Annotated in this window: 16 protein-coding genes and 1 pseudogene; 8 read left to right on the top strand and 9 right to left on the bottom strand. The window is 72.5% G+C overall.

The window, feature by feature from the left end; translation table 11 throughout:
- The first annotated feature begins 133 nt into the window (after positions 1–133).
- Positions 134–916 carry a sulfite exporter TauE/SafE family protein gene (locus ACIRC0_RS15430; RefSeq protein ID WP_403616189.1) on the top strand — a complete coding sequence of 261 codons (783 nt, stop codon included), beginning with the start codon at positions 134–136 and terminating at the stop codon, positions 914–916.
- A 34-nt stretch (positions 917–950) separates the two neighbouring features.
- Here ACIRC0_RS15430 and ACIRC0_RS15425 read toward each other — a convergent pair whose 3' ends face one another.
- The 4 genes from ACIRC0_RS15425 to ACIRC0_RS15410 all read right to left on the bottom strand — a co-directional run bounded on the left by ACIRC0_RS15425 (position 951) and on the right by ACIRC0_RS15410 (position 5,350).
- Positions 951–1,571 (bottom strand): class F sortase, encoded by a 621-nt coding sequence (locus ACIRC0_RS15425; RefSeq protein WP_403616186.1) that lies wholly within the window; start codon positions 1,569–1,571, stop codon positions 951–953.
- A gap of 334 nt (positions 1,572–1,905) precedes the next feature.
- A complete protein-coding gene (locus ACIRC0_RS15420; protein WP_403616183.1) occupies positions 1,906–2,430 on the bottom strand; it encodes a hypothetical protein in 525 nt (174 codons plus the stop codon).
- Between the two features lie 262 nt (positions 2,431–2,692).
- On the bottom strand, positions 2,693–3,622 hold the full coding sequence (locus ACIRC0_RS15415) for an aminoglycoside phosphotransferase family protein (protein WP_403616180.1): 930 nt from the start codon (positions 3,620–3,622) through the stop codon (positions 2,693–2,695).
- Between the two features lie 75 nt (positions 3,623–3,697).
- Positions 3,698–5,350 carry a M4 family metallopeptidase gene (locus ACIRC0_RS15410; RefSeq protein WP_403616177.1) on the bottom strand — a complete coding sequence of 551 codons (1,653 nt, stop codon included), beginning with the start codon at positions 5,348–5,350 and terminating at the stop codon, positions 3,698–3,700.
- Positions 5,351–5,492: 142 nt separating this feature from the next.
- Here ACIRC0_RS15410 and ACIRC0_RS15405 point away from each other — a divergent pair, with 142 nt between their 5' ends.
- Both ACIRC0_RS15405 and ACIRC0_RS15400 read left to right on the top strand, forming a co-directional pair.
- A complete protein-coding gene (locus ACIRC0_RS15405) occupies positions 5,493–5,906 on the top strand; it encodes a gamma-glutamylcyclotransferase family protein (protein WP_403616175.1) in 414 nt (137 codons plus the stop codon).
- 101 nt (positions 5,907–6,007) lie between these two features.
- Positions 6,008–6,949, top strand: coding sequence for a protocatechuate dioxygenase (locus tag ACIRC0_RS15400; RefSeq protein WP_403616173.1), 942 nt, complete (start codon positions 6,008–6,010; stop codon positions 6,947–6,949).
- Here ACIRC0_RS15400 and ACIRC0_RS15395 read toward each other — a convergent pair.
- The 3 genes from ACIRC0_RS15395 to ACIRC0_RS15385 form a co-directional block, all read right to left on the bottom strand.
- Positions 6,897–9,188 carry a molybdopterin oxidoreductase family protein gene (locus ACIRC0_RS15395; RefSeq protein WP_403616170.1) on the bottom strand — a complete coding sequence of 764 codons (2,292 nt, stop codon included), beginning with the start codon at positions 9,186–9,188 and terminating at the stop codon, positions 6,897–6,899. The two genes, ACIRC0_RS15400 and ACIRC0_RS15395, sit on opposite strands and share 53 nt — an antisense overlap.
- 130 nt (positions 9,189–9,318) lie before the next feature.
- Positions 9,319–10,791 carry a membrane-associated oxidoreductase gene (locus ACIRC0_RS15390; RefSeq protein ID WP_403616168.1) on the bottom strand — a complete coding sequence of 491 codons (1,473 nt, stop codon included), beginning with the start codon at positions 10,789–10,791 and terminating at the stop codon, positions 9,319–9,321.
- 2 nt (positions 10,792–10,793) lie between these two features.
- Positions 10,794–11,474, bottom strand: a complete 681-nt coding sequence (locus tag ACIRC0_RS15385; protein WP_403616166.1) for a vancomycin high temperature exclusion protein — start codon at positions 11,472–11,474, stop codon at positions 10,794–10,796.
- Positions 11,475–11,622: 148 nt separating this feature from the next.
- Between ACIRC0_RS15385 and ACIRC0_RS15380 the strand changes: the two genes are divergently transcribed.
- The 5 genes and pseudogenes from ACIRC0_RS15380 (at position 11,623) to ACIRC0_RS15360 (ending at position 18,886) form a co-directional block, all read left to right on the top strand.
- A complete protein-coding gene (locus tag ACIRC0_RS15380) occupies positions 11,623–12,525 on the top strand; it encodes a sirohydrochlorin chelatase (protein ID WP_403616164.1) in 903 nt (300 codons plus the stop codon).
- A gap of 73 nt (positions 12,526–12,598) precedes the next feature.
- Positions 12,599–13,924, top strand: coding sequence for a deoxyguanosinetriphosphate triphosphohydrolase (locus ACIRC0_RS15375; protein WP_403616162.1), 1,326 nt, complete (start codon positions 12,599–12,601; stop codon positions 13,922–13,924).
- A 163-nt stretch (positions 13,925–14,087) separates the two neighbouring features.
- Positions 14,088–15,353, top strand: a complete 1,266-nt coding sequence (locus ACIRC0_RS15370; protein ID WP_403616158.1) for an NAD(P)/FAD-dependent oxidoreductase — start codon at positions 14,088–14,090, stop codon at positions 15,351–15,353.
- 223 nt (positions 15,354–15,576) lie between these two features.
- Positions 15,577–17,481, top strand: a complete 1,905-nt coding sequence (gene dnaG, locus ACIRC0_RS15365) for a DNA primase (protein ID WP_403616156.1) — start codon at positions 15,577–15,579, stop codon at positions 17,479–17,481.
- A gap of 113 nt (positions 17,482–17,594) precedes the next feature.
- Positions 17,595–18,886 (top strand): annotated as a pseudogene (locus ACIRC0_RS15360) (RNA polymerase sigma factor).
- A gap of 33 nt (positions 18,887–18,919) precedes the next feature.
- Here ACIRC0_RS15360 and ACIRC0_RS15355 read toward each other — a convergent pair.
- Positions 18,920–20,848 carry an ABC transporter ATP-binding protein gene (locus ACIRC0_RS15355; protein WP_403616153.1) on the bottom strand — a complete coding sequence of 643 codons (1,929 nt, stop codon included), beginning with the start codon at positions 20,846–20,848 and terminating at the stop codon, positions 18,920–18,922.
- Positions 20,848–22,581, bottom strand: coding sequence for an ABC transporter ATP-binding protein (locus ACIRC0_RS15350; protein WP_403616150.1), 1,734 nt, complete (start codon positions 22,579–22,581; stop codon positions 20,848–20,850). The genes ACIRC0_RS15355 and ACIRC0_RS15350 overlap by 1 nt, the downstream gene beginning before the upstream one ends.
- Between the last annotated feature and the right edge of the window lie 4 nt (positions 22,582–22,585).

Raw genomic sequence — 22,585 nt, 5'->3', positions numbered from 1 at the left:
CCTCCCTCTGTCCGCCGGGCCGCTCACAGGCCCGGCGGCGGGGCCGTCGGCAACCTCCGAAGACCCCCGTGCAACCTCAGAAGACCCTCATATGGATGGACGGGCCACCGACCCCGTCCCTAGGGTCGCGATCATGCCCGACATCTCGCTGACCATGGTCGCCGCCCTGTGCCTCGCCGCGCTCGCAGCCGGCTGGATCGACGCCGTGGTCGGAGGCGGCGGGCTGCTGCTGCTTCCCGTACTGCTGCTGGGGCTGCCCGGCGGCACCCCGGCGACGTACGCGCTCGGCACCAACAAGGCCGTCGCGATCGTCGGGACGACGGGGGCGGCCGTGACGTACGCGCGCCGGACACCGGTCGACGTGGGGACGGCCGTACGGATCGGGATCGCGGCGCTCGCCGGGTCCACGGCCGGGGCGTTCGTGGCCGCCGGGCTCAGCACCGACGTCCTCAAGCCGGTCGTCATGGTGGTGCTGCTCGGCGTCGGCGCCTTCGTGATCCTGCGCCCCGCCTTCGGCACCGCCCCCTTCACCGGGCCGGTCTCCGCACGCCGGGTGCTCGCCGCGATCGGGCTCGCGGGCCTCGGCATCGGCTTCTATGACGGCCTCATCGGCCCCGGCACGGGCACCTTCCTCGTCCTGGCGCTCACCGCGGTGCTGCACCTGGACCTGGTGACCGCCTCCGCCACCGCGAAGATCGTCAACTGCTGCACCAACGCGGGCGCGCTCGCCACGTTCGCCTGGAAGGGCACGGTGTTCTGGCAGCTGGCGGTGCTGATGGCCGGCTTCAACCTGGCGGGCGGCATGATCGGGGCGCGGACGGCGCTGAAGCGGGGCAGCGGGTTCGTGCGGATCGTGCTGCTGACGGTGGTGTTCGCCCTGGTCGCGGACCTGGCGTACGAGCAGTGGCTGGCCTGATCGAGCGGTAGGTGCCGCAGGTGTCCCGGGCGGATCAGCGGCTGCCCGTCAGGTGGGCGAAGACGACCACGTTGCCTTGGTAGCCCGTCGCCTTCGAGTAGCCGCCGCCGCAGGTGATCACCCGTAGCTCCGGGCGCCCCGCCGCGCCGTACACCTTGTCGTCGGGGAAGTGCCGCGCGTCGTAGACCTCGACCGCGTCCACGGTGAACACGGCGGTCGAGCCGTCGCGGCGGCCGATCTCGATCGTGCTGCCCTTGCTCAGGGCGCCCAGGTCGTAGAAGACCGCCGGGCCCCGGGTGTTGTCGACGTGCCCCGCGACGATCGCGGTGCCGGTCTCGCCGGGCATGGTGCCGGCCTCGTACCAGCCGGCGAGGTTCTTGTCGTCGGCGGGCGGGACGTCCAGGCTGCCCGCACTGGTCAGCCTCAGGCCCATCAGCGGGGCGTCCACGTGGATCGAGGGTATGCGGATGCGGTCGGGCGGGGAGGGCGGCAGCGCGGGCGCGGCGGAGCCCTCGCGGTCCGGGTCCAGGGCGCCCTGCGCGGCCGAGGGCTGAGGAGGAGCGTCGCTCTTGTACGCGCCGTGCAGCAGCCAGGCGCCGGAGCAGAGGGAGACCGCCGTGACGGACGCTATCGCGGCGTTTCCGACCTTGTGCACAGAAGCTCCTTCCGGCGGGGCCAGGGCCTGTCTTTCGGATCAGCTCGGCGTCGCGGGGCGTGGCACGCACATCTGCGGCGTTGTCGTCGGTCGCCGACTCCCCCACGCTCGAACACGCTCGCGCGGGGGGACCCCCATCGCGTCGACTCCCTCCTCCGCCTTGCAGCTGCACGCACCACGCCCCGCTCGGCTGGGCTGAGAGGGACTGCTTCTTGCGGCCGACCTGAGCCGAAAGACAGGCCCTGGTCCCGGACCCCCTCCGGGCCGCGAGGGGCAGTCGGACCCGGAGGGGGATGGGGACGGCGGTACCGGCGACGGACAGCGGAGATGTCCGTCAGATCCCGTCGCCTCTCATTCGGCGATGCAGGAGCCAGGTACCGCCCGCGGCGGCGACGGCGAGTGCCGTCACACCGGCCGCGGTCCGCACGGGGTCGGGGCCGAGCGCACCGCCGACCCCCGTCTTCACGCTTCCTCGCGGACGCGTCTGGTCCTTGGCCGCGCTGAGGGTGACCGTCAGGTCGCCGGTCACCCTGGCCCGCCGGCCTCCGGAGCACGTGGCGACGATCTCGTACGTCCCCGGCTGCGCGCTGGGCGGCACCCGGAACCGGCCGATCACGTCCTGCTCGTGCGTGCTGGGCGCGAGCGTGAACGTGCCGCCGCCGACAGCGGTGGCGTCGCCCGCCGCGGAGCCGTCCGCGCCGCACGCCGCCGTGTTGACGGTGACCACGTTCCCGGGCGCGGCCATGGAGGGGAAGACCTCCAGCCTCCCGGTCTCACCGCCGTACGCGGGTGCGGCGGCGAGCCCCGCGGCGGCGAGGGCGAGCGCGGTGCCGGTCAGCGAACGGGCCATACGTCGCATCGTGGTGCTCCTCGGGCGGGACACGGCCCGCGGCCTCACCGGCGTGCCGCTGTGTCGGTCGTGTCCCCGCACTGTCGAGGAAAAGGGAAGCGGGCCGCGGCCGCTCGCTGACCGTGTGTCAGGAATACGGTGAACGGGTGCCCGGCGAAGGTGTGAGCGGCGGCGTTTGGGCAGGTCAACGCCGCAGGGGTGGTGAGTGAGGGAAGAACACCCGAGGGTGAACGGGGGTGGCGGACAGGGGTGGTGAACGGGTGACCGGTCGTCAGGCGCCGGATCCCGTCCGCCGTGCCGCCGGGAAACCCCGGTCCGCCAGAGCCTCGGCCACCGCCCGGTGCCCCACCGCCGCCAGGACCGGATTGGTCTCCCGGTAGTAATGCTCCGCCATCAGGCCGAAGCACAGGGCCCAGCCCCGGCCCCGGGCCCAGGTCGCGTCGTCCACGGCGGCCGCCTCGCGGAACAGGTCGCGGGTGCCGGAGGTGAAGACCGCCCACGCGGCCAGGGTGTCGGCCGCCGGGTCGCCCACGCCCAGGCCGCCGAAGTCGATCACCGCGGTCAGCCGGCCCGCGGTCGTGAGCAGGTTCCCCGGCAGCAGGTCCCCGTGCAGCCAGACCGGATCGCCCTCCCACTGCGGGAGCCGGACGACCTCCTCCCACAGCGCCGTCGCCGCGGCGGCGTCCACCGTGCCGTCCGCGCCCAGGTCGCGGATGGCCGCGCGGACGTACGCGTCGTTCGCCGCCACCGGGCCGCCCCGCCAGGACGCCGGACCGCCGCTCGCGTCGACCCGCCTCAGTGCCGCCACGAAACGGCCCAGTTCCACGGCCGCCGCGTCGAGTTCGGTGATCGGGTCGTCGTAGGCGTTCCCGCCGTCCAGCCAGCGCAGCACCGACCACGGCTGCGCGTACCCGGCGGCCGGGGCGCCCCTGCCGAGCGGCACCGGGACGGTCAGCGGCAGATGCGGGGCCAGCAGCGGCAGCCAGCGCTGCTCCTTGTCCACCTGCCGCGCCCCGCCGGGCCGCCGGGGCAACCGTACGACCATGTCGTCGCCCAAGCGGTACATGGCGTTGTCCGTCCCGGCGGACGGCACCTCGGTGACCGGCAGCCCGGCCCACCGAGGGAACTGCTCGGCGACCAGCCGGCGCACCAGCGCGGTGTCCACGTCCAGTTCGTCGGCGTGCATCTTCACGGCGGGCATCGGTCTCCAGGCGGGGGTAGGCGGTCGGGTGCCGCAGCGTAGGCAGGGCGGCACCCGGTCCGCCACGGCATTTCCTCAGCCGACGTTCACGGCGCTCCAGGCCGCCGCCACCGCGTTGTACTCCGTGCTCCCCGCCCCGTACAGGTCCTTCGCCGCGTTCAGCGTCGCCGTGCGGGCGCCCGCGTAGTTCGTGGAGGACGTCATGTAGACCGTGAGCGCCCGGTACCAGATCTTGCCGAGCTTTTCCCGGCCGATGCCCGTCACCGTGGAGCCGTTGCAGGTGGGGGAGTCGTAGCCGACGTCGTTGAGGGTCTTGGCGCCGCTGCCCTCCGCGAGCAGGTACGCGAAGTGGTTCGCGACGCCGGACGAGTAGTGCACGTCCAGTTTGCCCACCGAACTGCTCCAGCAGTCCGCCGAGTTGCCGTCCTTGGACGGCTTGTCCATGTAGCGCAGCGCCGACTTGCCGAAGCCCGACCGGACGATCTTCTCGCCGATGAGGTAGTCGCCCGGATCGGAGGCGTTGTTCGCGTACCACTCCACCAGCGTCCCGAAGATGTCCGACGTGGCCTCGTTCAGGCCGCCCGACTCCCCGGAGTACGCCAGCGCCGCCGTCTTCGACGTCACGCCGTGCGTCATCTCGTGCCCGGCCACGTCCAGCGCCACCAGCGGCCCGAGCGTCGTGCCGTCACCGTCGCCGTACGTCATGCAGAAGCAGTTGTCGTCCCAGAAGGCGTTGTTGTAGTTCGTGCCGTAGTGGACGCGGTTGTAGGAGCCCTTGCCGTCGCCCGCGATGCCGCTGCGGCCGTGCACGTTCTTGTAGTAGTCCCAGGTCACGTCGGTGCCGTACTGCGCGTCCACCGCCGCTGATGAGCGGTCCGACACCGTGCCCGAACCCCAGTGGTTGTCGGAGTCGTCGAAGAGGGTGGCGGGAGCGCGGCTGACGCAGATGGTGGTGAGGAAGCACAGGTCGGTCTTGTTCTCGGCGTCGCCCGTGTACGTGTCGCCCCGCGTGGGGTCCTTGAGCTGGTACGCCGACCCGGACTGCGTCGTCTGAAGCGGAACCGTCCCGCTGTAGAGGGACTTGCCGTCACCGGTGGCCGTCTCGATGCTGTCCCAGGCGTCGATCTGCCGCCCGGTGCCGGCGTCCGTGACGACCGTGCGCGCGACCGGGTTGCCGAGCGTGTCCTGCCCGGTGACCTCGGTGCGCCAGGCCAGCCGGGGCGCGCCGTGCAGCGCGTCGACGACGAGCTGCGGCCTGGCGGTCAGGTGCTTGAGCAACTCCCCGGCGTTCGCGGCGCGCAGCGCGGCGGTGGCGAGGTCGGCGGCCTTGGGGGCCTTCACGGCCGGAGTGATGGTCGACAGGGAGATGTCGCGCCCGGTGGCCCGGTCGGCGCTGCGGTAGGACCCGTCGGGCGCCAGGTGGAGCACGAAATCGCCGCCGACGACGGGCAGCTGACGGTACGTCCGGTCATAGCGCACATGCCGGCTGCCGTCCGGGTCCACGACGACGTCTCGTACGCTCGTGCCCTGCGCCGGCGTCAGGCCCAGGCGGGCGGCCTCGCGCACCAGCACCGCCGCGGCGTCGCGGATCACGGTGGACCGGCTGGGTCTGGCGGCCGCGCCGGCGGCGGGGGCCGGGGCGAGCGCGGCGGCCAGCAGGGCGGCGGCGGTCGCGGCGGTGCCGGCCGCGGTGAGACGGGAACCTCGGGCAGGCCGTATCCGGCTCATCGGTCTCCTAGGGAAGGCGCCCGGGGGCGCGTGGGGAGGGCAGGGGCGGGGAACCCCCTGGCGTCCCTCCGATTCAAGGGTTCAGGGCATGTCATGTCCATGGAGCCGCCGGGGAGATGTGTGAGGGGGAAGAATCGGTTCTGTGAGACTGCCGTTCTTCGTCTACGGGACGCTGCGCCCGGGGGAGCACAACCACGCCCTCTTCCTGCGCGGCCGCACCGGCTCCGAGGAACCGGGCCTGCTGCGCGGCGCGGTGCTGTACGAAGGGCCCGGCTACCCCTACGCGGTGGCGGACGAGGACGGCGGCACGGTCACCGGCGAGATCGTCACCGCGCGCCCCGAGGCGTACGACCGGCTGCTCACCGTCCTGGACCGCCTCGAGGAGTACGTGCCGGGTGATCCGCGCAGCCTGTACGAGCGGGTGCAGCGGGAGGTGACCGCCGCGGACGGCCGGACCGTACGCGCCTGGGTGTACCTGGCCGCACCCGCCGTCGCGGCCCGGCTGCGGACGCGGGGCAAGCTGATCGGGAGCGGGGACTGGCGCGCCCGCCGCTGACGGCCCGCCACTTGGCGAAAGAGCCGTTCCCGTCGCTCGTGCGGGCTACCACCCCGTGTGCCCCCGCCCCCCGACGCGCCGCCCCGCCTAGGGTCCCGGCCATGACCGATAGCGACCTCACCCGGCGGCGTGCGCTCAGGCTGGGCGGTGCCGCCGTGGGTGCCGTCCTGGGACTGGGGACCGGAGCCTGCTCGTCCTCCCACCGACGCGAGCCGGACGCCCACAAGGCACGCGGCGCCGAGCTGTGCGTGCTGAACCCGAGCGTCACACAAGGGCCGTACCACCTGGCCGACGCGCCCTTCCGCAGGGACATCACCGAGGGCAAGGAAGGGGTGCCGCTCACCGTACGGCTCACCGTGCGCGACCAGCCCCACGCCTGCGCTCTCCTGAAGGACGCGGCCGTCGAGATCTGGCAGTGCGACGCCTGGGGCTACCACTCCGGCTTCCCCGGCGTGCACTCGGGCGGCACGGCACCCGCAGAGAGCCACACCAGCGGCACAGCCCCCACGACGTACCTGCGCGGCTTCCAGACCACCGGCGCCGACGGCGTCGCCGAGTTCGTGACGATCTTCCCCGGCTGGTACACGGGACGCGCCCCGCACCTCCACGTCAAGGTGCACACCGGCGGCAAGAAGACCGCCGGCACCTACAAGGGCGGCAGGGTCAACTGGACCGGGCAGCTCTTCTTCCCCGACAGCGACGCCGAAGCGGTGTACGCGAAGCCCCCGTACACCCAGCACACCGGCACCAGTACCCGGCTCGCGCACGACCCGGTCTACCGCGGGGGCGGCGCCAGGGACGGGCTGATGACGGTCACCGGGGACGCCGAGACGGGCCTCGTCGCGACGCTGACCGTCGGCATCGACCCGACCCGGGAGAACACCGAAGCGGGCGGCGCGCCCACCTCCCCCCTGCCGAGCAGCGCGTCGGCCGACAGCACGCCACCGCCGGACAATGCGGCGAGCGCGTCCCGTACGCCCACCTCCGAGCTCACTCCGCGGAGCTCTGGCCCAAGCGCTCCAGCCGTACCGCGCACACCTTGAACTCGGGCATGCGGGAGGTGGGGTCGAGGGCGGGGTTGGTCAGCGTGTTGGCGCGGCCCTCGCCCGGCCAGTGAAACGGCATGAACACGGTGTCGGGCCGGATGGCACGGCTGATCCGGGCGGGCGCTACGGCCCGTCCCCGCCGCGACACCACCGCGACCGCGTCCCCCTCCGCCGCGCCGAGCCGCTCCGCCAGCCGCGGGTGCATCTCCACGAACGGCCCGGGCGCGGCGGCGTTCAGCTCCGCGACACGCCGTGTCTGCGCCCCCGACTGGTACTGCGCCACCACACGCCCGGTGGTCAGCAGCACCGGGTACGCGTCGTCGGGTTCCTCGGCGACCGCCCGGTAGGACACGGCCGCGAACCGGGCCCGCCCGTCCTCGGTGGCGAAACGGTCGAGGAAGAGACGGGGCGTGCCGGGGTGGGCGTCGGGCGCCTGTTCGCCGGAGGGGTCCGCCGGGTCGTCGGGGAGCACGTCGAGGCAGGCGTCCTCGCCTTCCTGCGAGTGTTTGTCCGCGCTCCGCCTCCAGGGCGCCTCAGCCGGTGTCGAGGGGGCGACCGTGCTCAGGCCTTCGGGCCTCCGCGCGGACGCCCCCTCGACACCGGCGCGCCCCTCCGGCTCCGCGCTGTCGGCCGGTGCCGGGCACGGCCAGAACACCCCGTTCTCCTCCGCCAGCCTGCGGTAGGTGATCCCGGAGTAGTCCGCCGGGCCGCCCGCGCTGGCGCGGCGCAGTTCCTCGAAGACCTCCTCCGGGTCCGTGGGGAAGCCCTTCTCCACGCCCAGGCGTGCGGCGAGTTCGTGCATGACCTCCAGGTCGCTGCGCACCCCGGGCGGCGGGGTCAGCGCGCGGCGGCGCAGCAGGACCCGGCCCTCCAGGTTGGTCGTCGTGCCGGTCTCCTCCGCCCACTGCGTGACCGGCAGCACCACGTCCGCCAGCTCCGCCGTCTCCGACAGGACCACGTCGCACACGGCGAGGAAGTCCAGCGAGCGCAGCCGGTCCTCGATGTGCGCGGCGCGCGGGGCCGACACCACCGGGTTGGAGCCCATGAGCAGCAGCGTGCGGATGTCCGTGCCGAGGGCGTCGAGGAGTTCGTAGGCACTGCGGCCCGGGCCCGGCAGCGAGTCCGGGTCCACGCCCCACACCTCCGCCACGTGCCGGCGCGCCGCCGGGTCGGTCAGCTTGCGGTAGCCGGGCAGCTGGTCGGCCTTCTGGCCGTGCTCCCGGCCGCCCTGCCCGTTGCCCTGCCCGGTCAGACAGCCGTACCCGGACAGCGGGCGGCCCGCGCGCCCGGTGGCCAGGCACAGGTTGATCCACGCGCTCACCGTGTCCGTGCCCTTGGACTGCTGCTCGGGCCCGCGGGCGGTCAGCACCATCGCGTTCTCCGGCGCGCAGAACAGCCGCACGGCCTCCCGGAGCTGCGGAACGGACACCCCCGTGATCCGCTCCACATACTCCGGCCAGTGCGCCATCGCCGCCGCCCGCGCCTCCTCCCAGCCGCTGGTGCGCTCCCGGATGTACGCCTCGTCCGTGCGCCCCTCGGCGACCACCAGGTGCAGCAGGCCGAGCGCCAGCGCGAGGTCCGTGCCCGGGCGCGCCGCCAGGTGCAGATCCGCCTGCTCGGCCGTCCGCGTCCGCCGGGGATCGACGACGATCAGCGTGCCGCCGTTCTCCTTCAGCTCCGTCAGGTACCGCAGCGCCGGCGGCATCGTCTCGGCGAGGTTGGAGCCCACGAGGATCACACAGCCCGTCTTCGGGATGTCCTCCAGCGGGAACGGCAGCCCCCGGTCGAGCCCGAACGCCTTGGTACCGGCCGCCGCCGCGGACGACATGCAGAACCGCCCGTTGTAGTCGATCTGCGAGGTGCCGAGCACCACCCGGGCGAACTTCCCGAGCGTGTACGCCTTCTCGTTCGTCAGCCCGCCCCCGCCGAACACCCCGAGCGCGTCCGGCCCGTGCTCCGCCCGCGCGCGCGAGAACGCCCCGGCGACACGGTCCAGCGCCTCCTCCCAGGTGGCAGGCCTGAGCTCGCCCCCGGACCGCACCAGCGGCGACGTCAGCCGCACCCGTGACGACAGCACCTCCGGCGCCGTACGGCCCTTGCCGCACAGCGCGCCCCGGTTCACCGGGAAGTCGGCACGCTCGGCCACCTCGACGCCCCCCTCGGGCGTGGGAGTGAGGTTCATCCCGCACTGCAGGGCGCAGTACGGGCAGTGCGTGGGCGTCGAGGTGGTCTGCATGCCGCTCAGCGTGCGTCGGGCGTGTTACACGGCGGGGCGCTGCCGGTTACACGGCCGGGACCAGGACCTCCCCGCCGGGCCCGGGGCGGCGTGAGGTCCGCAGCCGGGGCCCACTGCCGGTTCCCGGGGCCTACTGCCGGTTCAGGGAGCGCGTGACGCCCGCCGCGATCGTCGTCGCCAGCACCCAGCCGGTGGCGATCAGCAGGTACGACAGCCACTGGTACCAGCCGCGCGGCGCGTACGCCCCCTGCTGGCCGAAGTCGACGATCGGCAGCAGCAGGTCCAGGGTGTAGACGAACGGGTTGAAGCCGGGCGCCTCGGACGGCTTCAGCGCGGGCGGACGGTGCAGCGCGAAGGCGAGCGCACCGGTGCACAGCAGCACCAGCAGCCAGCCCGCGGCCCGCATCGGGCGGAAGCCGTAGCCCACGGCGGCGTCCTGCACATACCCCCACAGCCGGGCGTACCGGGGCAGGGTGCGCCGGTGGCGGCGGAGCTTGGCCAGCTGGACGGTGCGGGCGGCGGCGTCGTCGCCCGCGGTGCGGTAGGCCGTGCTCAACTGCTCGTAGGAGTACGGGAGGTAGCCATCGGTGTCGCGTTCCAGCAGCGGTAGCCGCTGCTCGGCGGGCAGATGCGGGGCGAGCACCCGGTAACCGAGCCCGTCCAGCCGGACCTGCCCGGGCCACACCTCCGGCGGCACGTGCAGCAGGTCCACCTGGGCGCCGCGCAGATTGACGACGCCCTCGACGGGCGCGGCGCCGCGCAGCCACAGTTCGCCGACGACACTGCTGCTGGCGCGCAGGGCCTGTCCGCCCGGGTGGGACAGACGGGCCCCGGTGAGACTGAGGTGGCGGGGGATCCGGGCCCCGCTCACATTGACCCGGCCACGGGCACGCAGCCCCCTGGCGTGCAGGTCGGTGCCGACCGTCAGGGTCTCGGCGTGCAGGGCGGTCCCGCCGGGGGCGTACAACTCGGCGTTCTCGAGGTTCACCTGGCCGCCGACGGCGGCCCCGTTCATCCGGACCTGGCCGTGCGCGACCAGCCCGGCGGCCCACACGTCCGTGCTCACCTCGGCGTGGTTGAGCTGGAGGACGGGCTCCTGGGGGGTCCCGTCGTCGGGGCTGCCCAGCCTGGCCGCGTTGGCGAAGAACCCGCTGGAGATCTTCGCCCCCGCCAGCCGCACCGGCCCCGCGATGCGGCAGCAGGTGATCCGTACGACGCCCTCGGAGCGGAGGTTCCCCGCCGTCAGCCCGGGCAGCACCGAGTCGTTCAGGACCAGGGCGACGATCCGCGCCCCGTACAGGTCCGGCGCCTGCTCGAAATGGCAGCACCGCAGGCGGAGGGAGTGCTCGACCGTCCCGTACTTGAGGTCCAGCCGCCCGGTGATGCGTGCGCCCCACACCTTCAGCCCGGCGATCCGGTCGTCCCGCACCGGCCCGTCCAGCAGCAGCGCCCGCAGCACCTCCGCCCGCAGGGTCCGCCCGGGCCCCCATGAGGCGCCCTGGGTGGCGTCCTCGTCCGCGCCCTCCCGGAAGTCCACGCCCTCGCCGAGCGGGAAGGCCTCCCACACGCGGCGCTCGGCCGGCGTCAGATCCGTGATCTCCACGCTCAGTCCCGTGCCCCCGCCAGCGCTTTCGTGATCCCCTGCTCCTTCGGCCCGAGGAACGTCGGGTCCGGGTGGAACAGTGCGTCCAGGGCCGCCTTGCCCGCCGCGAGGACCTCCCGGGTGCCGCCGTAGTACCAGGTCACGTCGTGCTTGGCGTCCACCCCGACGCCGTACGACGTCACGCCCGCCGCCTGGCACAGGGCGACCGCGCGGCGGATGTGGAAGCCCTGGCTGACCAGGACTGCCCGGTCGACACCGAAGATCTTCTTCGCCCGGACGCAGGAGTCCCAGGTGTCGAAGCCGGCGTAGTCGGTCACGACCCGCTCGCGCGGTACGCCGTGCCGCGCCAGGTACGCGCGCATCGCGTCCGGCTCGTCGTAGTCCTCGCGGCTGTTGTCCCCGGTGACCAGGACGACCTTGATCCGGCCCGCCCGGTACAGGTCCGCCGCCGCGTCCAGGCGATGGGCGAGGTACGGCGACGGCTCGCCGCCCCACAGGCCCGCGCCGAAGACGACGGCGACCTCGGTGCGCGGCACGTCCGCCGGGGTGCGCAGCCGGCCGGACGTGGTCAGGTACAACCAGGTGGCCGGCAGCAGCGCCAGCACGCACAGCGCGGCCAGGGCCTGAACGGCCCTGCGCTGTCCGGCGCGCGTGCGCGGCAGCCTCGGTCTGCGGATCTTCATGCCCGGCATGCCAAGAGGGACGCGGCGAACGGCCATCCGGTTCGCGCGCCCCCCTCACACCCTCCGCGCCCGCGCCGTGAAACGCCGGAAAACAACCCGGTCACGGCCGCGCAACGGCGCGGCAACCTGCTGCCGCCAGGATCGGTGCATGACGGCGTCGCACCTTCCACCCGACGAGTCCACCCCGCGCCCCGGCGGCCGGCCGCCCGGTGGCGCCCACCTCGACAGTACGGCGCAGCTCATGAACCGGATCACCAGCCAGCTCGGCAGTCAGCTCAGCCTCGTCTCGCTCGACGGCAGCCGGCGCCCCGCCCCGCCCGCGCTCGTCCTCGTGGCGCACGGCAGCCGCGACCCGCGCGCCCTGGCGACGGTACGGACCCTCATGGAACGGGTCCGCGAGCTGCGCCCGCACCTGCCGGTGCGGCTCGGGCACATCGAGCTGAACGAGCCGCTGCTGCCCGACACCCTCGCCACCCTCGGCGACGCTCACGCCGTCCTCGTACCGCTGCTGCTCAGCCGCGGCTACCACGTCAAGCAGGACATCCCCGAGGCGGCGGAAGCGGCGCGCGCCCACACGCGCGTGGCGGCCCCGCTCGGCCCGCACCCGCTCCTCGTGGAGACCCTGTACGCCCGGCTGGTCGAGGCCGGCTGGCCGGCCGGCATGAGCGACGCCCTGCGCCGCACCAGCGCGGTGGTGCTGGCCGCCGCCGGCTCCCGCGACCCCGAATCCGCCCTCGACACCCGCCGCACCGCCCAGCTCCTCGCCGAACGCCTCGGTGTCCCCGTCGTCCCCGCCTACGCCTCCGCCGCCGCGCCCACCGTGCCCCAGGCGGTCCGCGCGCTGGCCGCCCGCGGCCGCCACCGGGTCGCCGTCGCCTCGTACTTCACCGCCCCCGGCCGCTTCCACACGGAGTGCGCCGAGGCCGCCCCGTGGATCGCGGCGGCCCCTCTCGGCGCCCATGCGGCGATGGCCGGCCTGGTCCTGCACCGCTACGACCAGGCCCTCGTGACCCCGGAGGCGGCCACCGAGCCCGCGCTGGCATCGGCCTGAACCACGCCCGACGCTCCGGCGAGCAACGGACGACGACATCCCGATTGTCCGTGGCTGCGATTACTGTCAGGTCATGGACGGGATCGCACCGAAGGCCCACGAGACCCCCGCACGCTGCGAGAACGGTTCGGCGTACGACGCCTCGGACACCGAGCGCTGGGCCGCCGAGCCCGACAAACGCCCCGGCCGCACCGCCTTCCAGCGCGACCGCGCCCGCGTGCTGCACTCGGCCGCGCTGCGCCGTCTGGCGGGCAAGACCCAGGTCGTCACCCCCGGCACGCGGAGCGAGGCCTGGGACGCCAGCCCCCGCACCCGGCTCACCCACTCGCTGGAATGCGCCCAGGTCGGCCGCGAGCTCGGCGCCGCCCTCGGCTGCGACCCGGACCTGGTGGAGGCCGCCTGCCTCTCCCACGACCTCGGCCACCCGCCCTTCGGGCACAACGGCGAACAGGCGCTGAACGAGTTCGCTCACGACTGCGGCGGCTTCGAGGGCAACGCCCAGTCCCTGCGCCTGCTCGCCCGCATCGAGCCCAAGCGGTTCGTCCCCAATGTCTGCACCGGCGACGTCGTCAGCGTCGGCCTCAACCTCACCCGCGCCGTCCTCGACGCCGCCACCAAGTACCCCTGGCCGCGCGGCGCGCACCCCACCGACCCCGCCTCCGCGAAGTTCGGCGTCTACGAGGACGACCGCCCCGTCTTCGACTGGTTCCGCAAGGGCGCCCCCGGACACCGCACCTGCTTCGAGGCCCAGGTCATGGACTGGTCCGACGACGTGGCCTACTCCGTGCACGACTTCGAGGACGGCCTGCACGCCGGATACGTCGACCCCGGCAGCCTGCACGCCGAACCGGAGCGGCAGGCGGTCTTCGCCGTCGCCCTCGGCCGGTACGTGCCCGCGGACACCGACCCCGAGGAACTGGCCGAAGCCCTCGACCGGCTCCTCGCCCAGCAGTGGTGGCCACGCGAGTACGACGGCTCCGCCATCGCCCAGGGCCGCCTCAAGGACGCCACCAGCCAGCTCATCGGCCGCTTCTGCCTGGCGGCGGAGGGCGCCACCCGGGCGGCGTACGGCAGCGGACGCCTGACCAGATACGCCGCCGAGCTGGTCGTACCCCGCAGCACCCGCATGGAGTGCGCGGTCCTCAAGGCGGTCGCCGACCTGTACGTGATGCAGCGGGCCGAGCAGGAGCGGATCCGCGCCGACCAGCGCGTCGTCGTCGCCGAACTGGCCGAGGCGCTCACCGCCCGCGCGCCCGACGGACTGGACCCGCAGTTCCGGGCGCTGTTCGAAGAGGCCGCCGACGACCGCGCCCGCAAGCGGGTGATCGTCGACCAGATCGCCTCGCTCACGGACGCCTCGGCCGGCCACCTGCACGCGCGGCTGACGGGGCGCGCATGACCGGCACATGACCCGCACACAACCCGCCCTGACCCGTACATGACGGCGGCACGTGACCGCCGGTCGTGCCCTTCCGTGGCCTGATCGGGGCACTCCCTCTTCCCGCAGCCCGCCCCCGTGCGGGAGGCTCGCATGTGGCGACATCCTTACGAGGAGGCATCAAGTGGTCGACGCGGATCAGACATTCGTCATCGTCGGAGGAGGTCTCGCCGGCGCCAAGGCGGCCGAGACGCTCCGAGCGGAGGGCTTCAGCGGCCGCGTGATACTGATCTGCGACGAACGCGACCACCCCTACGAACGCCCTCCCCTCTCCAAGGGCTACCTGCTCGGCAAGGAGGAGCGCGACAGCGTCTTCGTCCACGAGCCCTCCTGGTACGCGCGCAACGACGTCGAGCTGCACCTCGGCCAGAGCGTCGACGCCATCGACCGCGCCGCGAAGACGGTCCGCTTCGGCGACGACGGCACGCTCGTCCACTACGACAAGCTGCTCCTCGTGACCGGCGCCGAGCCCCGCCGCCTGGACATCCCCGGCACGGACCTCGCGGGCGTCCACCACCTGCGCCGGCTCGCCCACGCCGAGCGCCTCAAGGGCGTCCTCACCGCCCTCGGCCGGGACAACGGCCACATCGTGATCGCGGGCGCCGGCTGGATCGGCCTCGAGGTCGCGGCGGCGGCCCGCGAGTACGGCGCGGAGGTCACCGTCATCCAGTCCGCGCCGACCCCGCTGCACCACGTCCTCGGCCCCGAGCTGGGCGAGCTGTTCGCGGAGCTGCACCGCGACCACGGGGTCCGTTTCCACTTCGGGGTGCGGCTCACCGAGATCATCGGCCAGGACGGCATGGTCCTGGCCGCCCGCACCGACGACGGCGAGGAGCACCCCGCGCACGACGTGCTCGCCGCGATCGGCGCGGCCCCCAGGGTCGCTCTCGCGGAGGCGGCCGGGCTGGAGCTGGCCGACCCCGCGCATGGAGGCGGAATCGCGGTGGACGCGTCCCTGCGCACCTCCGACCCCGACATCTACGCGGCCGGTGACGTGGCGTCCTTCCACCACCCCCTCTTCGGCACCCGGCTGCGCGTCGACCACTGGGCGAACGCCCTGAACGGCGGCCCGGCCGCCGCCCGCGCGATGCTCGGGCGCGAGGTGACGTACGACCGGGTGCCGTACTTCTTCTCCGACCAGTACGACGTGGGGATGGAGTACTCGGGGTGGGCGCCGCCCGGGACGTACGACGAGGTGGTGATCCGGGGGGACGCCGGCAAGCGGCACTTCATCGCCTTCTGGCTGAAGGAGGGCAGGGTGCTGGCCGGGATGAACGTGAATGTGTGGGATGTCACGGACCGCATCCAGAAGCTGATCCGGGAGCGGACGGTGGTGGACCCGGAGGCGTTGTCGGACCCGGGGGTACCGCTGGAGAGCCTGGCCCGGTGAGACGGCGGACGCCGCCCACTGTCGCCGCCCCTGTCACACCGTCCCCGTGCTGTGATTCCCGGGGGTCGACCCCCGGACCCCCGGCCGGTGGGCTGTCTCGCTTGCCCCAGGCGTGTCAGTTCTGCCCCGTGCTGTGATGCCCGGGGAGCAACCCCCGGACCCCCGGCCGGTGAGCTGTCTCGCTTGCCCCAGGCGTGTCAGTTCTGCCCCGTAGAATTCACGCGTGGCAGGACGGATCAACGACGAGGACGTGAAGGCGGTACGGGACGCTGTCCCGATCGACGCCGTCGTGTCCGAGTACCTCCAGCTGCGCAACGCCGGCGGGGGAAACCTGAAGGGGCTGTGCCCCTTCCATGACGAGAAGTCGCCGTCCTTCCAGGTCAGCCCCAGCAAGGGGCTGTTCCACTGCTTCGGCTGCCAGGAGGGCGGCGACACCATCACGTTCGTGATGAAGGTCGACCACCTCTCGTTCTCGGAGGCGGTCGAGCGCCTGGCCGCGCGCGCGGGCATCACGCTGCGGTACGAGGAGGGCGGGTACAACCCCACCCACCAGCGCGGCGAACGCATCCGCCTGGTGGAGGCCCACCAGCTGGCCGCCCAGTGGTACGCCGAGCAGCTCGACGCGAGCGCGGAGGCCGAGGCGGGGCGGAAGTTCCTGGCCGAGCGCGGCTTCGACCAGGCCGCCGCCGTGCACTTCGGCGTCGGCTACAGCCCGCAGGGCTGGGACCACCTCACCCGCTACCTGCGCGGCAAGGGTTTCAGCGACAAGGAGCTGATCCTCTCCGGCCTGTCCCAGGAGGGCCGCCGGGGCCCCATCGACCGTTTCCGCGGCCGGCTGATGTGGCCGATCCGGGACATCGGCGGGGACGTGGTCGGGTTCGGCGCCCGCAAGCTCTACGAGGCGGACACCGGCCCGAAGTACCTCAACACCCCCGAAACGGCGATCTACCGGAAATCCCAGGTCCTGTACGGCATCGACCTGGCGAAAAAGGAGATCGCGAAGACCAGCCGGGCGGTGGTCGTCGAGGGCTACACCGACGTCATGGCCTGCCACCTCGCGGGCGTCACCACGGCCATCGCGACCTGCGGCACGGCCTTCGGCGGCGAGCACATCAAGATCCTGCGGCGGCTGCTGATGGACAACGGCAGCGCCCGCGTCATCTTCACCTTCGACGGCGACGCGGCCGGTCAGAAGGCGGCCCTGCGCGCCTTCGAGGACGACCAGAAGTTCGCCGCCGAGACGTACATCGCCATCGCGCCGGACGGCATGGACCCCTGCGACCTGCGGCTCGCCAAGGGCGACGAGGCGGTCGCGGACCTGGCGGAGCCGCGTACGCCGCTCTTCGAGTTCGCGCTGCGCCAGATCGTCGGCCGCTACGACCTGGAGACCCCGGCGGGCCGGGCGGCCGCGCTGGACGAGGCGGCGCCGGTCGTGGCCCGCATCAAGAACAGCGGCGCGCAGCACGAGGTGGCGGTCCAGCTCGCGGGCATGCTCGGCATCCTGGACACGCAGTTCGTGGTGAAGCGGGTGGCGCAGCTGGCCCGTTGGGCGCGCGACCGGGGCGGCAGGGGCCCCGCGCCGACCGGACCGCGCCCGGCGGAGCGCTACGAGGCGGCGCCCCGCCCGGCCGTCTCCGGCCCGGCCCTCACCCTCCGCAACCCGGTCTACGCGACCGAGCGCGAGCTGCTGAAACTCGCTCTCCAGCGGCCGGAGTTGGTGTCGCCCGCGTTCGACGCCTACGGGGTCGACGAGTTCACGGCGGCGCCGTACGCGGCCGTACGGCAGGCGATCATGGAGGCGGGCGGCGCGGAGTGGGGCGCGCAGGACCCGCAGGAGTACCTGGTCAGGGTCCGCGACGCGGCACCCGACGACACGGTGCGCGCGATGGTCACGGAGCTCGCCGTCGAGGCGATCATGCGCAGGACGGTGGACGACGTGTACGCGGGCACGGTCCTCGTCACGGTCCGCCGCCGCGCCGTAGAACGGCGGATCCGCGACATCCAGTCCACCCTGACCCGCCTGGGCACACACGGCGACCCGGCCCAACTGGCCGCCGTGCAGAACGAGCTGTGGGTACTGCAGCAGTACGACCAGGCGCTGCGGGAGCGGGGGGCGGCCGCGCTGTAGGCGGCGTACCGCACACCCGTGCGGCAGCGTAACCACCCGGTCACGGACCGGACTCAAAAAGTGGGCGCACAACCCTCGTGGCGGTGATGTGTCGTACTCCACACTGGGTTCCGGTGCCTGAGTCCTCGGAGCGCGGCCGGCCCGTCCATGGCGGCGGGTCCGACACCCCCGCGGTTCCGCTCACCGACGTACCGCTGCCGCACGCCTGAAGCAGCGACATTCCTGGAGGTCGCCCCCCGTGCAGACCCAGACCCTCACCCAACCGGAGATCCTGAACGACGAGCCGGACGCGGAGACCGACGCCCTCCCGGCGGTGCCGCCGCAGAACCGGCTCGCGCACCACCCCGAGACGGAGGCCGAGCCCGAGCCACCGGGCCCGTCCGATTTGGACGAGCCGCTCGAACCCGTCGAAGCCGTCGAAGCCGTCGAACTCGTCGAACCCGTCGAAACCGTTGAACCCGTCGGAGCCCTCCGCGACCGTGCCGACACCGGTGGCCCCTCCTCCGACCTGTTCCGCCAGTATCTGCGCGAGATCGGCCGCATCCCGCTGCTGACGGCTGCCGAGGAGGTCGAACTCGCCCGCCGCGTCGAAGCCGGCCTGTTCGCCGAGGAGAAGCTCCTCAACACCCCCGACCTGGACACCCGGCTCGCGCTCGACCTGGACCGGCTCGTCGTCATGGGGCGCATGGCCAAGCGGCGGCTGATCGAGGCCAACCTGCGCCTCGTCGTCTCCGTCGCCAAGCGGTACATCGGCCGCGGGCTGACCATGCTCGACCTCGTGCAGGAGGGAAACCTCGGTCTGATCAGGGCCGTCGAGAAGTTCGACTACGCCCGCGGCTACAAGTTCTCCACGTACGCGACCTGGTGGATCCGTCAGGCCATGTCCCGCGCCCTCGCCGACCAGGCCCGCACCATCCGCGTCCCGGTGCATGTCGTCGAGCTGATCAACCGGGTCATCCGCGTCCAGCGCCGGATGCTCCAGGAACGCGGCTACGAACCGACCCCGGAAGAGGTCGCCGCGCATCTGGAGCTGCCCAGCGAGCGGGTCAGCGAGGTGCTGAGGCTCGCCCAGGAGCCCGTCTCCCTGCACGCCCCCGTGGGCGAGGAGGACGACGTGGCCCTCGGCGACCTCATTGAGGACGGCGACGCCGCCAGCCCGGTCGAGTCCGCCGCCTTCCTGCTGCTCAGGGAGCACCTGGAAGCGGTCCTGTCCACGCTGGGGGAGAGGGAGCGCAAGGTCGTCCAGCTGCGGTACGGACTCGTCGACGGCCGCCCCCGCACCCTGGAGGAGATAGGCCGCATCTTCGGCGTCACCCGCGAACGCATCCGCCAGATCGAGTCCAAGACGCTGAACAAGCTCCGGGACCACGCCTTCGCGGACCAGCTCAGGGGTTATCTGGACTGAAGGGGCCGCCCGTCGGGGCGGCCCCCGGGGGGATCAGTCGACCTCGGCGACAGCCTGCGCGAACTGCGCCTTGTACAGCCGCGCGTACGCCCCGTCCGCGGCCAACAGCTCCGTGTGCGAGCCCTGTTCGACGATGGAGCCGTTCTCCATCACGAGGATCGTGTCGGCGTCCCGGATCGTCGACAGCCGGTGCGCGATCACGAACGACGTCCGCCCGTGCGCCAGCTTCGCCATCGCCTTCTGGATCAGCACCTCGGTCCGCGTGTCCACGGAACTCGTCGCCTCGTCCAGCACCAGGATCACCGGGTCCGACAGGAACGCCCGCGCGATCGTGATGAGCTGCTTCTCACCCGCGCTGACCCCCGTACCCTCGTCGTCGATCACGGTGTCGTAGCCGTCCGGCAGCGTACGGATGAACCGGTCCGCGTGGGCCGCCCGCGCCGCCTCCTCGATCTCGCCGCGCGTGACCTTGCGGGAGGCGCCGTAGGCGATGTTCTCCGCGATGGTGCCGCCGAACAGCCAGGTGTCCTGCAGCACCATCCCGATCGAGGACCGCAGTTCGTCCCGGGACATCTTCGCGATGTCGACCCCGTCGAGCGTGATCCGCCCGCCGGTGACGTCGTAGAACCGCATCAGCAGGTTGACGAGCGTGGTCTTGCCCGCTCCCGTCGGGCCGACGATCGCGACCGTCTGGCCCGGCTCCACCTTCAGCGACAAGTTCTCGATGAGCGGCTTCTCCGGGTCGTAGCGGAAGGACACGTTCTCCAGCGCGACCCGCCCGCGCAGCTCCTCCGGGCGCAGCCCGCGCTCGGGGTCGGCCCCCTGCTCCTCCGCGTCCAGCAGCTCGAAGATCCGCTCCGCCGAGGCGACACCCGACTGCACCAGGTTCGCCATCGACGCGACCTGCGTGAGCGGCATCGAGAACTGCCGTGAGTACTGGATGAAGGCCTGCACATCACCGATCGACAGGGCGCCCGACGCGACCCGGAGACCGCCGACCACCGCGACCAGCACGTAGTTCAGGTTGGACACGAACATCATCAGCGGCTGCATCACACCGCTGTTGAACTGCGCCCGGAACCCCGCCTCGTACAGCGCCTCGTTCTGCTCCGCGAACTGCTGGGCCGACTCCTCCTGCCGGCCGAACACCTTCACCAGCGTGTGCCCGGTGTACATCTCCTCGATGTGGGCGTTCAGCTTGCCGGTGGTGCGCCACTGCTGCACGAAGTGGGGCTGCGACCGCTTGCCCACTCGGGTCGCGACGAAGAACGACAGCGGCACGGTCACCAGGGCGACCAGCGCCAGCAGCCACGACACCCAGAACATCACCGCCAGCACGCCGACGATCGTCAGCAGCGAGTTGATGAGCTGGCCCATCGACTGCGACAGCGTCTGCTGGATGTTGTCGATGTCGTTGGTCGCGCGGCTGAGCACCTCACCGCGCTGCCGCTGGTCGAAGTACGACAGCGGAAGCCGCGACAGCTTCGCCTGCACATCCTCGCGGATGCGGTAGATCGTCCTGTTGATGGCCCGGTTGGAGAGCCTCGTCGACACCGCCATCAGCAGGCCGGCCACCAGGAACGTGCACAGTGCGAGCAGCAGGACGTCCCCCACGGCACCGAAGTCGATGCCCTTGCCCGGGGTGAAGTCCGTGCCGGAGAGCATGTCGGCGACGCCGCCCTGGCCCCGACTCCGCATGGAGTCGAGGACCTGCTCCTTGCTCAGGCCCGCCGGCATCTGACGGCCGATGATCCCGGCGAAGACCAGGTCCGTCGCCCTGCCCAGGATCTTCGGTCCGACCACGGACAACCCGACGCTCAGCACACCGCAGAGCAGCATCGCGATCATGGTGGGGCGTTCGGGTGCGAACTGGGCGAGGAGCCGTTTCCCGGACCCCTTGAAGTCCATCGAGCGCTGGTCGGGGCCGCCCCCGCCCATCATCCCCCGCATGGGCCCGGCCATCAGGCAGCCTCCGCTTCCGTGAGCTGGGAGAGCACGATCTCCCGGTAGGTCTCGTTGCCAGCCATCAGCTCGTGATGGCGGCCGGTGCCGACGACACTGCCCTCGTCCAGGACGACGATCCGGTCGGCGTCCCGGATGGTCGCCACCCGCTGGGCGACGATGACGACGGTCGCCTTGGCGGTCTCCCGGACGAGCGCCGCCCGCAGGGCCGCGTCGGTGGCGTAGTCGAGCGCGGAGAAGGAGTCGTCGAAGAGGTAGATCTCCGGGCGCTGCACCAGGGTGCGGGCGATCGCGAGGCGCTGCCGCTGGCCACCGGAGACGTTGGTGCCGCCCTGCGCGATGGGGGAGTCCAGCCCGTTCTCCAGCTCGGAGACGAAGTCCTTGGCCTGTGCCACCTCCAGCGCGTGCCACAGCTCCTCGTCGGTGGCGTCCGGATTGCCGTAGCGCAGGTTCGTGGCGACCGTGCCCGCGAACAGGTACGGCTTCTGCGGTACCAGCCCGACCGTCCTGGCCAGCAGCTTCGGCTCGATCTCCCGCACGTTCACACCGTCCACGAGCACCTCGCCCTCGGTGGCGTCGAACAGGCGGGGGATCAGCCCGAGCAGGGTGGACTTGCCGCTGCCGGTGGACCCGATGACGGCCGTGATCTCGCCGGGCCGCGCCACCAGGTCGATGGCCTTGAGCACCGGCTCCTCGGCACCCGGATAGCGGAACCCGGCGCCCCGGATCTCCAGATGACCGTGCCGGCGCAGTTCGGCGACGGGCGCGCTGGGCGGTACGACGCTGGAGGAGGTGGCGAGGACGTCCTGGATGCGCTCGGCGCAGACCTCCGCGCGCGGAACCATCATGAACATGAAGGTGGCCATCATCACGGACATGACGATCTGCATGAGGTAGGCGAGGAACGCCGTCAGGTCGCCGATCTGCATGCCGCCGCTGTCGATGCGGTGTGCCCCGAACCAGACCACGGCGATCGAGGAGAGGTTCACCACGGTCATCACCAGCGGGAACATCAGCGCCAGCGTGCGGCCGGTGGCGAGGGCCACGTCGGTGAGCTCGGTGTTCGAGCCCTTGAAGCGCTCCTTCTCGTAGTCGTCGCGGACGAAGGCGCGGATGACCCGGTTGCCGGAGATCTGCTCGCGCAGCACCCGGTTCACCGTGTCGAGGCGGACCTGCATGGTGCGGAACAGCGGCCGCAGCCGGCGCACGATCAGCGTCACGGAGATGCCGAGCACCGGCACCACGGCGACCAGGACACCGGACAGCGGCACGTCCAGACCGAGTGCCAGGACGATGCCGCCCACGCACATGATCGGCGCCGACACCATCAGGGTGAACGTCATCAGGGCGAGCATCTGCACCTGCTGCACGTCGTTCGTGGTGCGGGTGATCAGCGACGGCGCGCCGAACTGACCCACCTCGCGGGAGGAGAACGACTGCACCCGGTCGAAGACGGCTGCCCTGATGTCCCGGCCGACGGCCGACGCGGTCCGGGCCCCGAAGTAGACGGCGCCCATGTTGCACACCACCTGGCCCATCGAGACCCCGATCATGAGGCCGCCGAAGGTCAGGATGTAGTTCGTGTCCCCCTTCACGACACCGTTGTCGATGATGTGCGCGTTCAGGGTGGGCAGATAGAGCGTGGCGCAGGTCTGCAGGAACTGCAGCAGCACCAGCAGGGCTATCGGTTTCTTGTACGGACCCATATGGGTCCTCAGAAGACGTATGAGCACGCGA

The sequence above is a fragment of the Streptomyces sp. NPDC093984 genome, from assembly GCF_044764595.1.
GTDB lineage: Bacteria > Actinomycetota > Actinomycetes > Streptomycetales > Streptomycetaceae > Streptomyces > Streptomyces cynarae.
The sequence above is the reverse complement of the archived record's forward strand: the minus strand, read 5'-3'. Positions and strand labels throughout refer to the sequence as shown.

What these genes read in the sequence shown, in the direction of transcription:
- ACIRC0_RS15395 (WP_403616170.1), bottom strand. Translation starts at nt 9,188, where the DNA reads ATGCAGACCACCTCGACGCCCACGCACTGCCCGTACTGCGCCCTGCAG.
- ACIRC0_RS15430 (WP_403616189.1), top strand. Translation starts at nt 134, where the DNA reads ATGCCCGACATCTCGCTGACCATGGTCGCCGCCCTGTGCCTCGCCGCG.
- ACIRC0_RS15355 (WP_403616153.1), bottom strand. Translation starts at nt 20,848, where the DNA reads ATGGCCGGGCCCATGCGGGGGATGATGGGCGGGGGCGGCCCCGACCAG.
- ACIRC0_RS15375 (WP_403616162.1), top strand. Translation starts at nt 12,599, where the DNA reads ATGGACGGGATCGCACCGAAGGCCCACGAGACCCCCGCACGCTGCGAG.
- ACIRC0_RS15410 (WP_403616177.1), bottom strand. Translation starts at nt 5,350, where the DNA reads ATGAGCCGGATACGGCCTGCCCGAGGTTCCCGTCTCACCGCGGCCGGC.
- ACIRC0_RS15420 (WP_403616183.1), bottom strand. Translation starts at nt 2,430, where the DNA reads ATGCGACGTATGGCCCGTTCGCTGACCGGCACCGCGCTCGCCCTCGCC.
- ACIRC0_RS15400 (WP_403616173.1), top strand. Translation starts at nt 6,008, where the DNA reads ATGACCGATAGCGACCTCACCCGGCGGCGTGCGCTCAGGCTGGGCGGT.
- ACIRC0_RS15380 (WP_403616164.1), top strand. Translation starts at nt 11,623, where the DNA reads ATGACGGCGTCGCACCTTCCACCCGACGAGTCCACCCCGCGCCCCGGC.
- ACIRC0_RS15415 (WP_403616180.1), bottom strand. Translation starts at nt 3,622, where the DNA reads ATGCCCGCCGTGAAGATGCACGCCGACGAACTGGACGTGGACACCGCG.
- ACIRC0_RS15385 (WP_403616166.1), bottom strand. Translation starts at nt 11,474, where the DNA reads ATGAAGATCCGCAGACCGAGGCTGCCGCGCACGCGCGCCGGACAGCGC.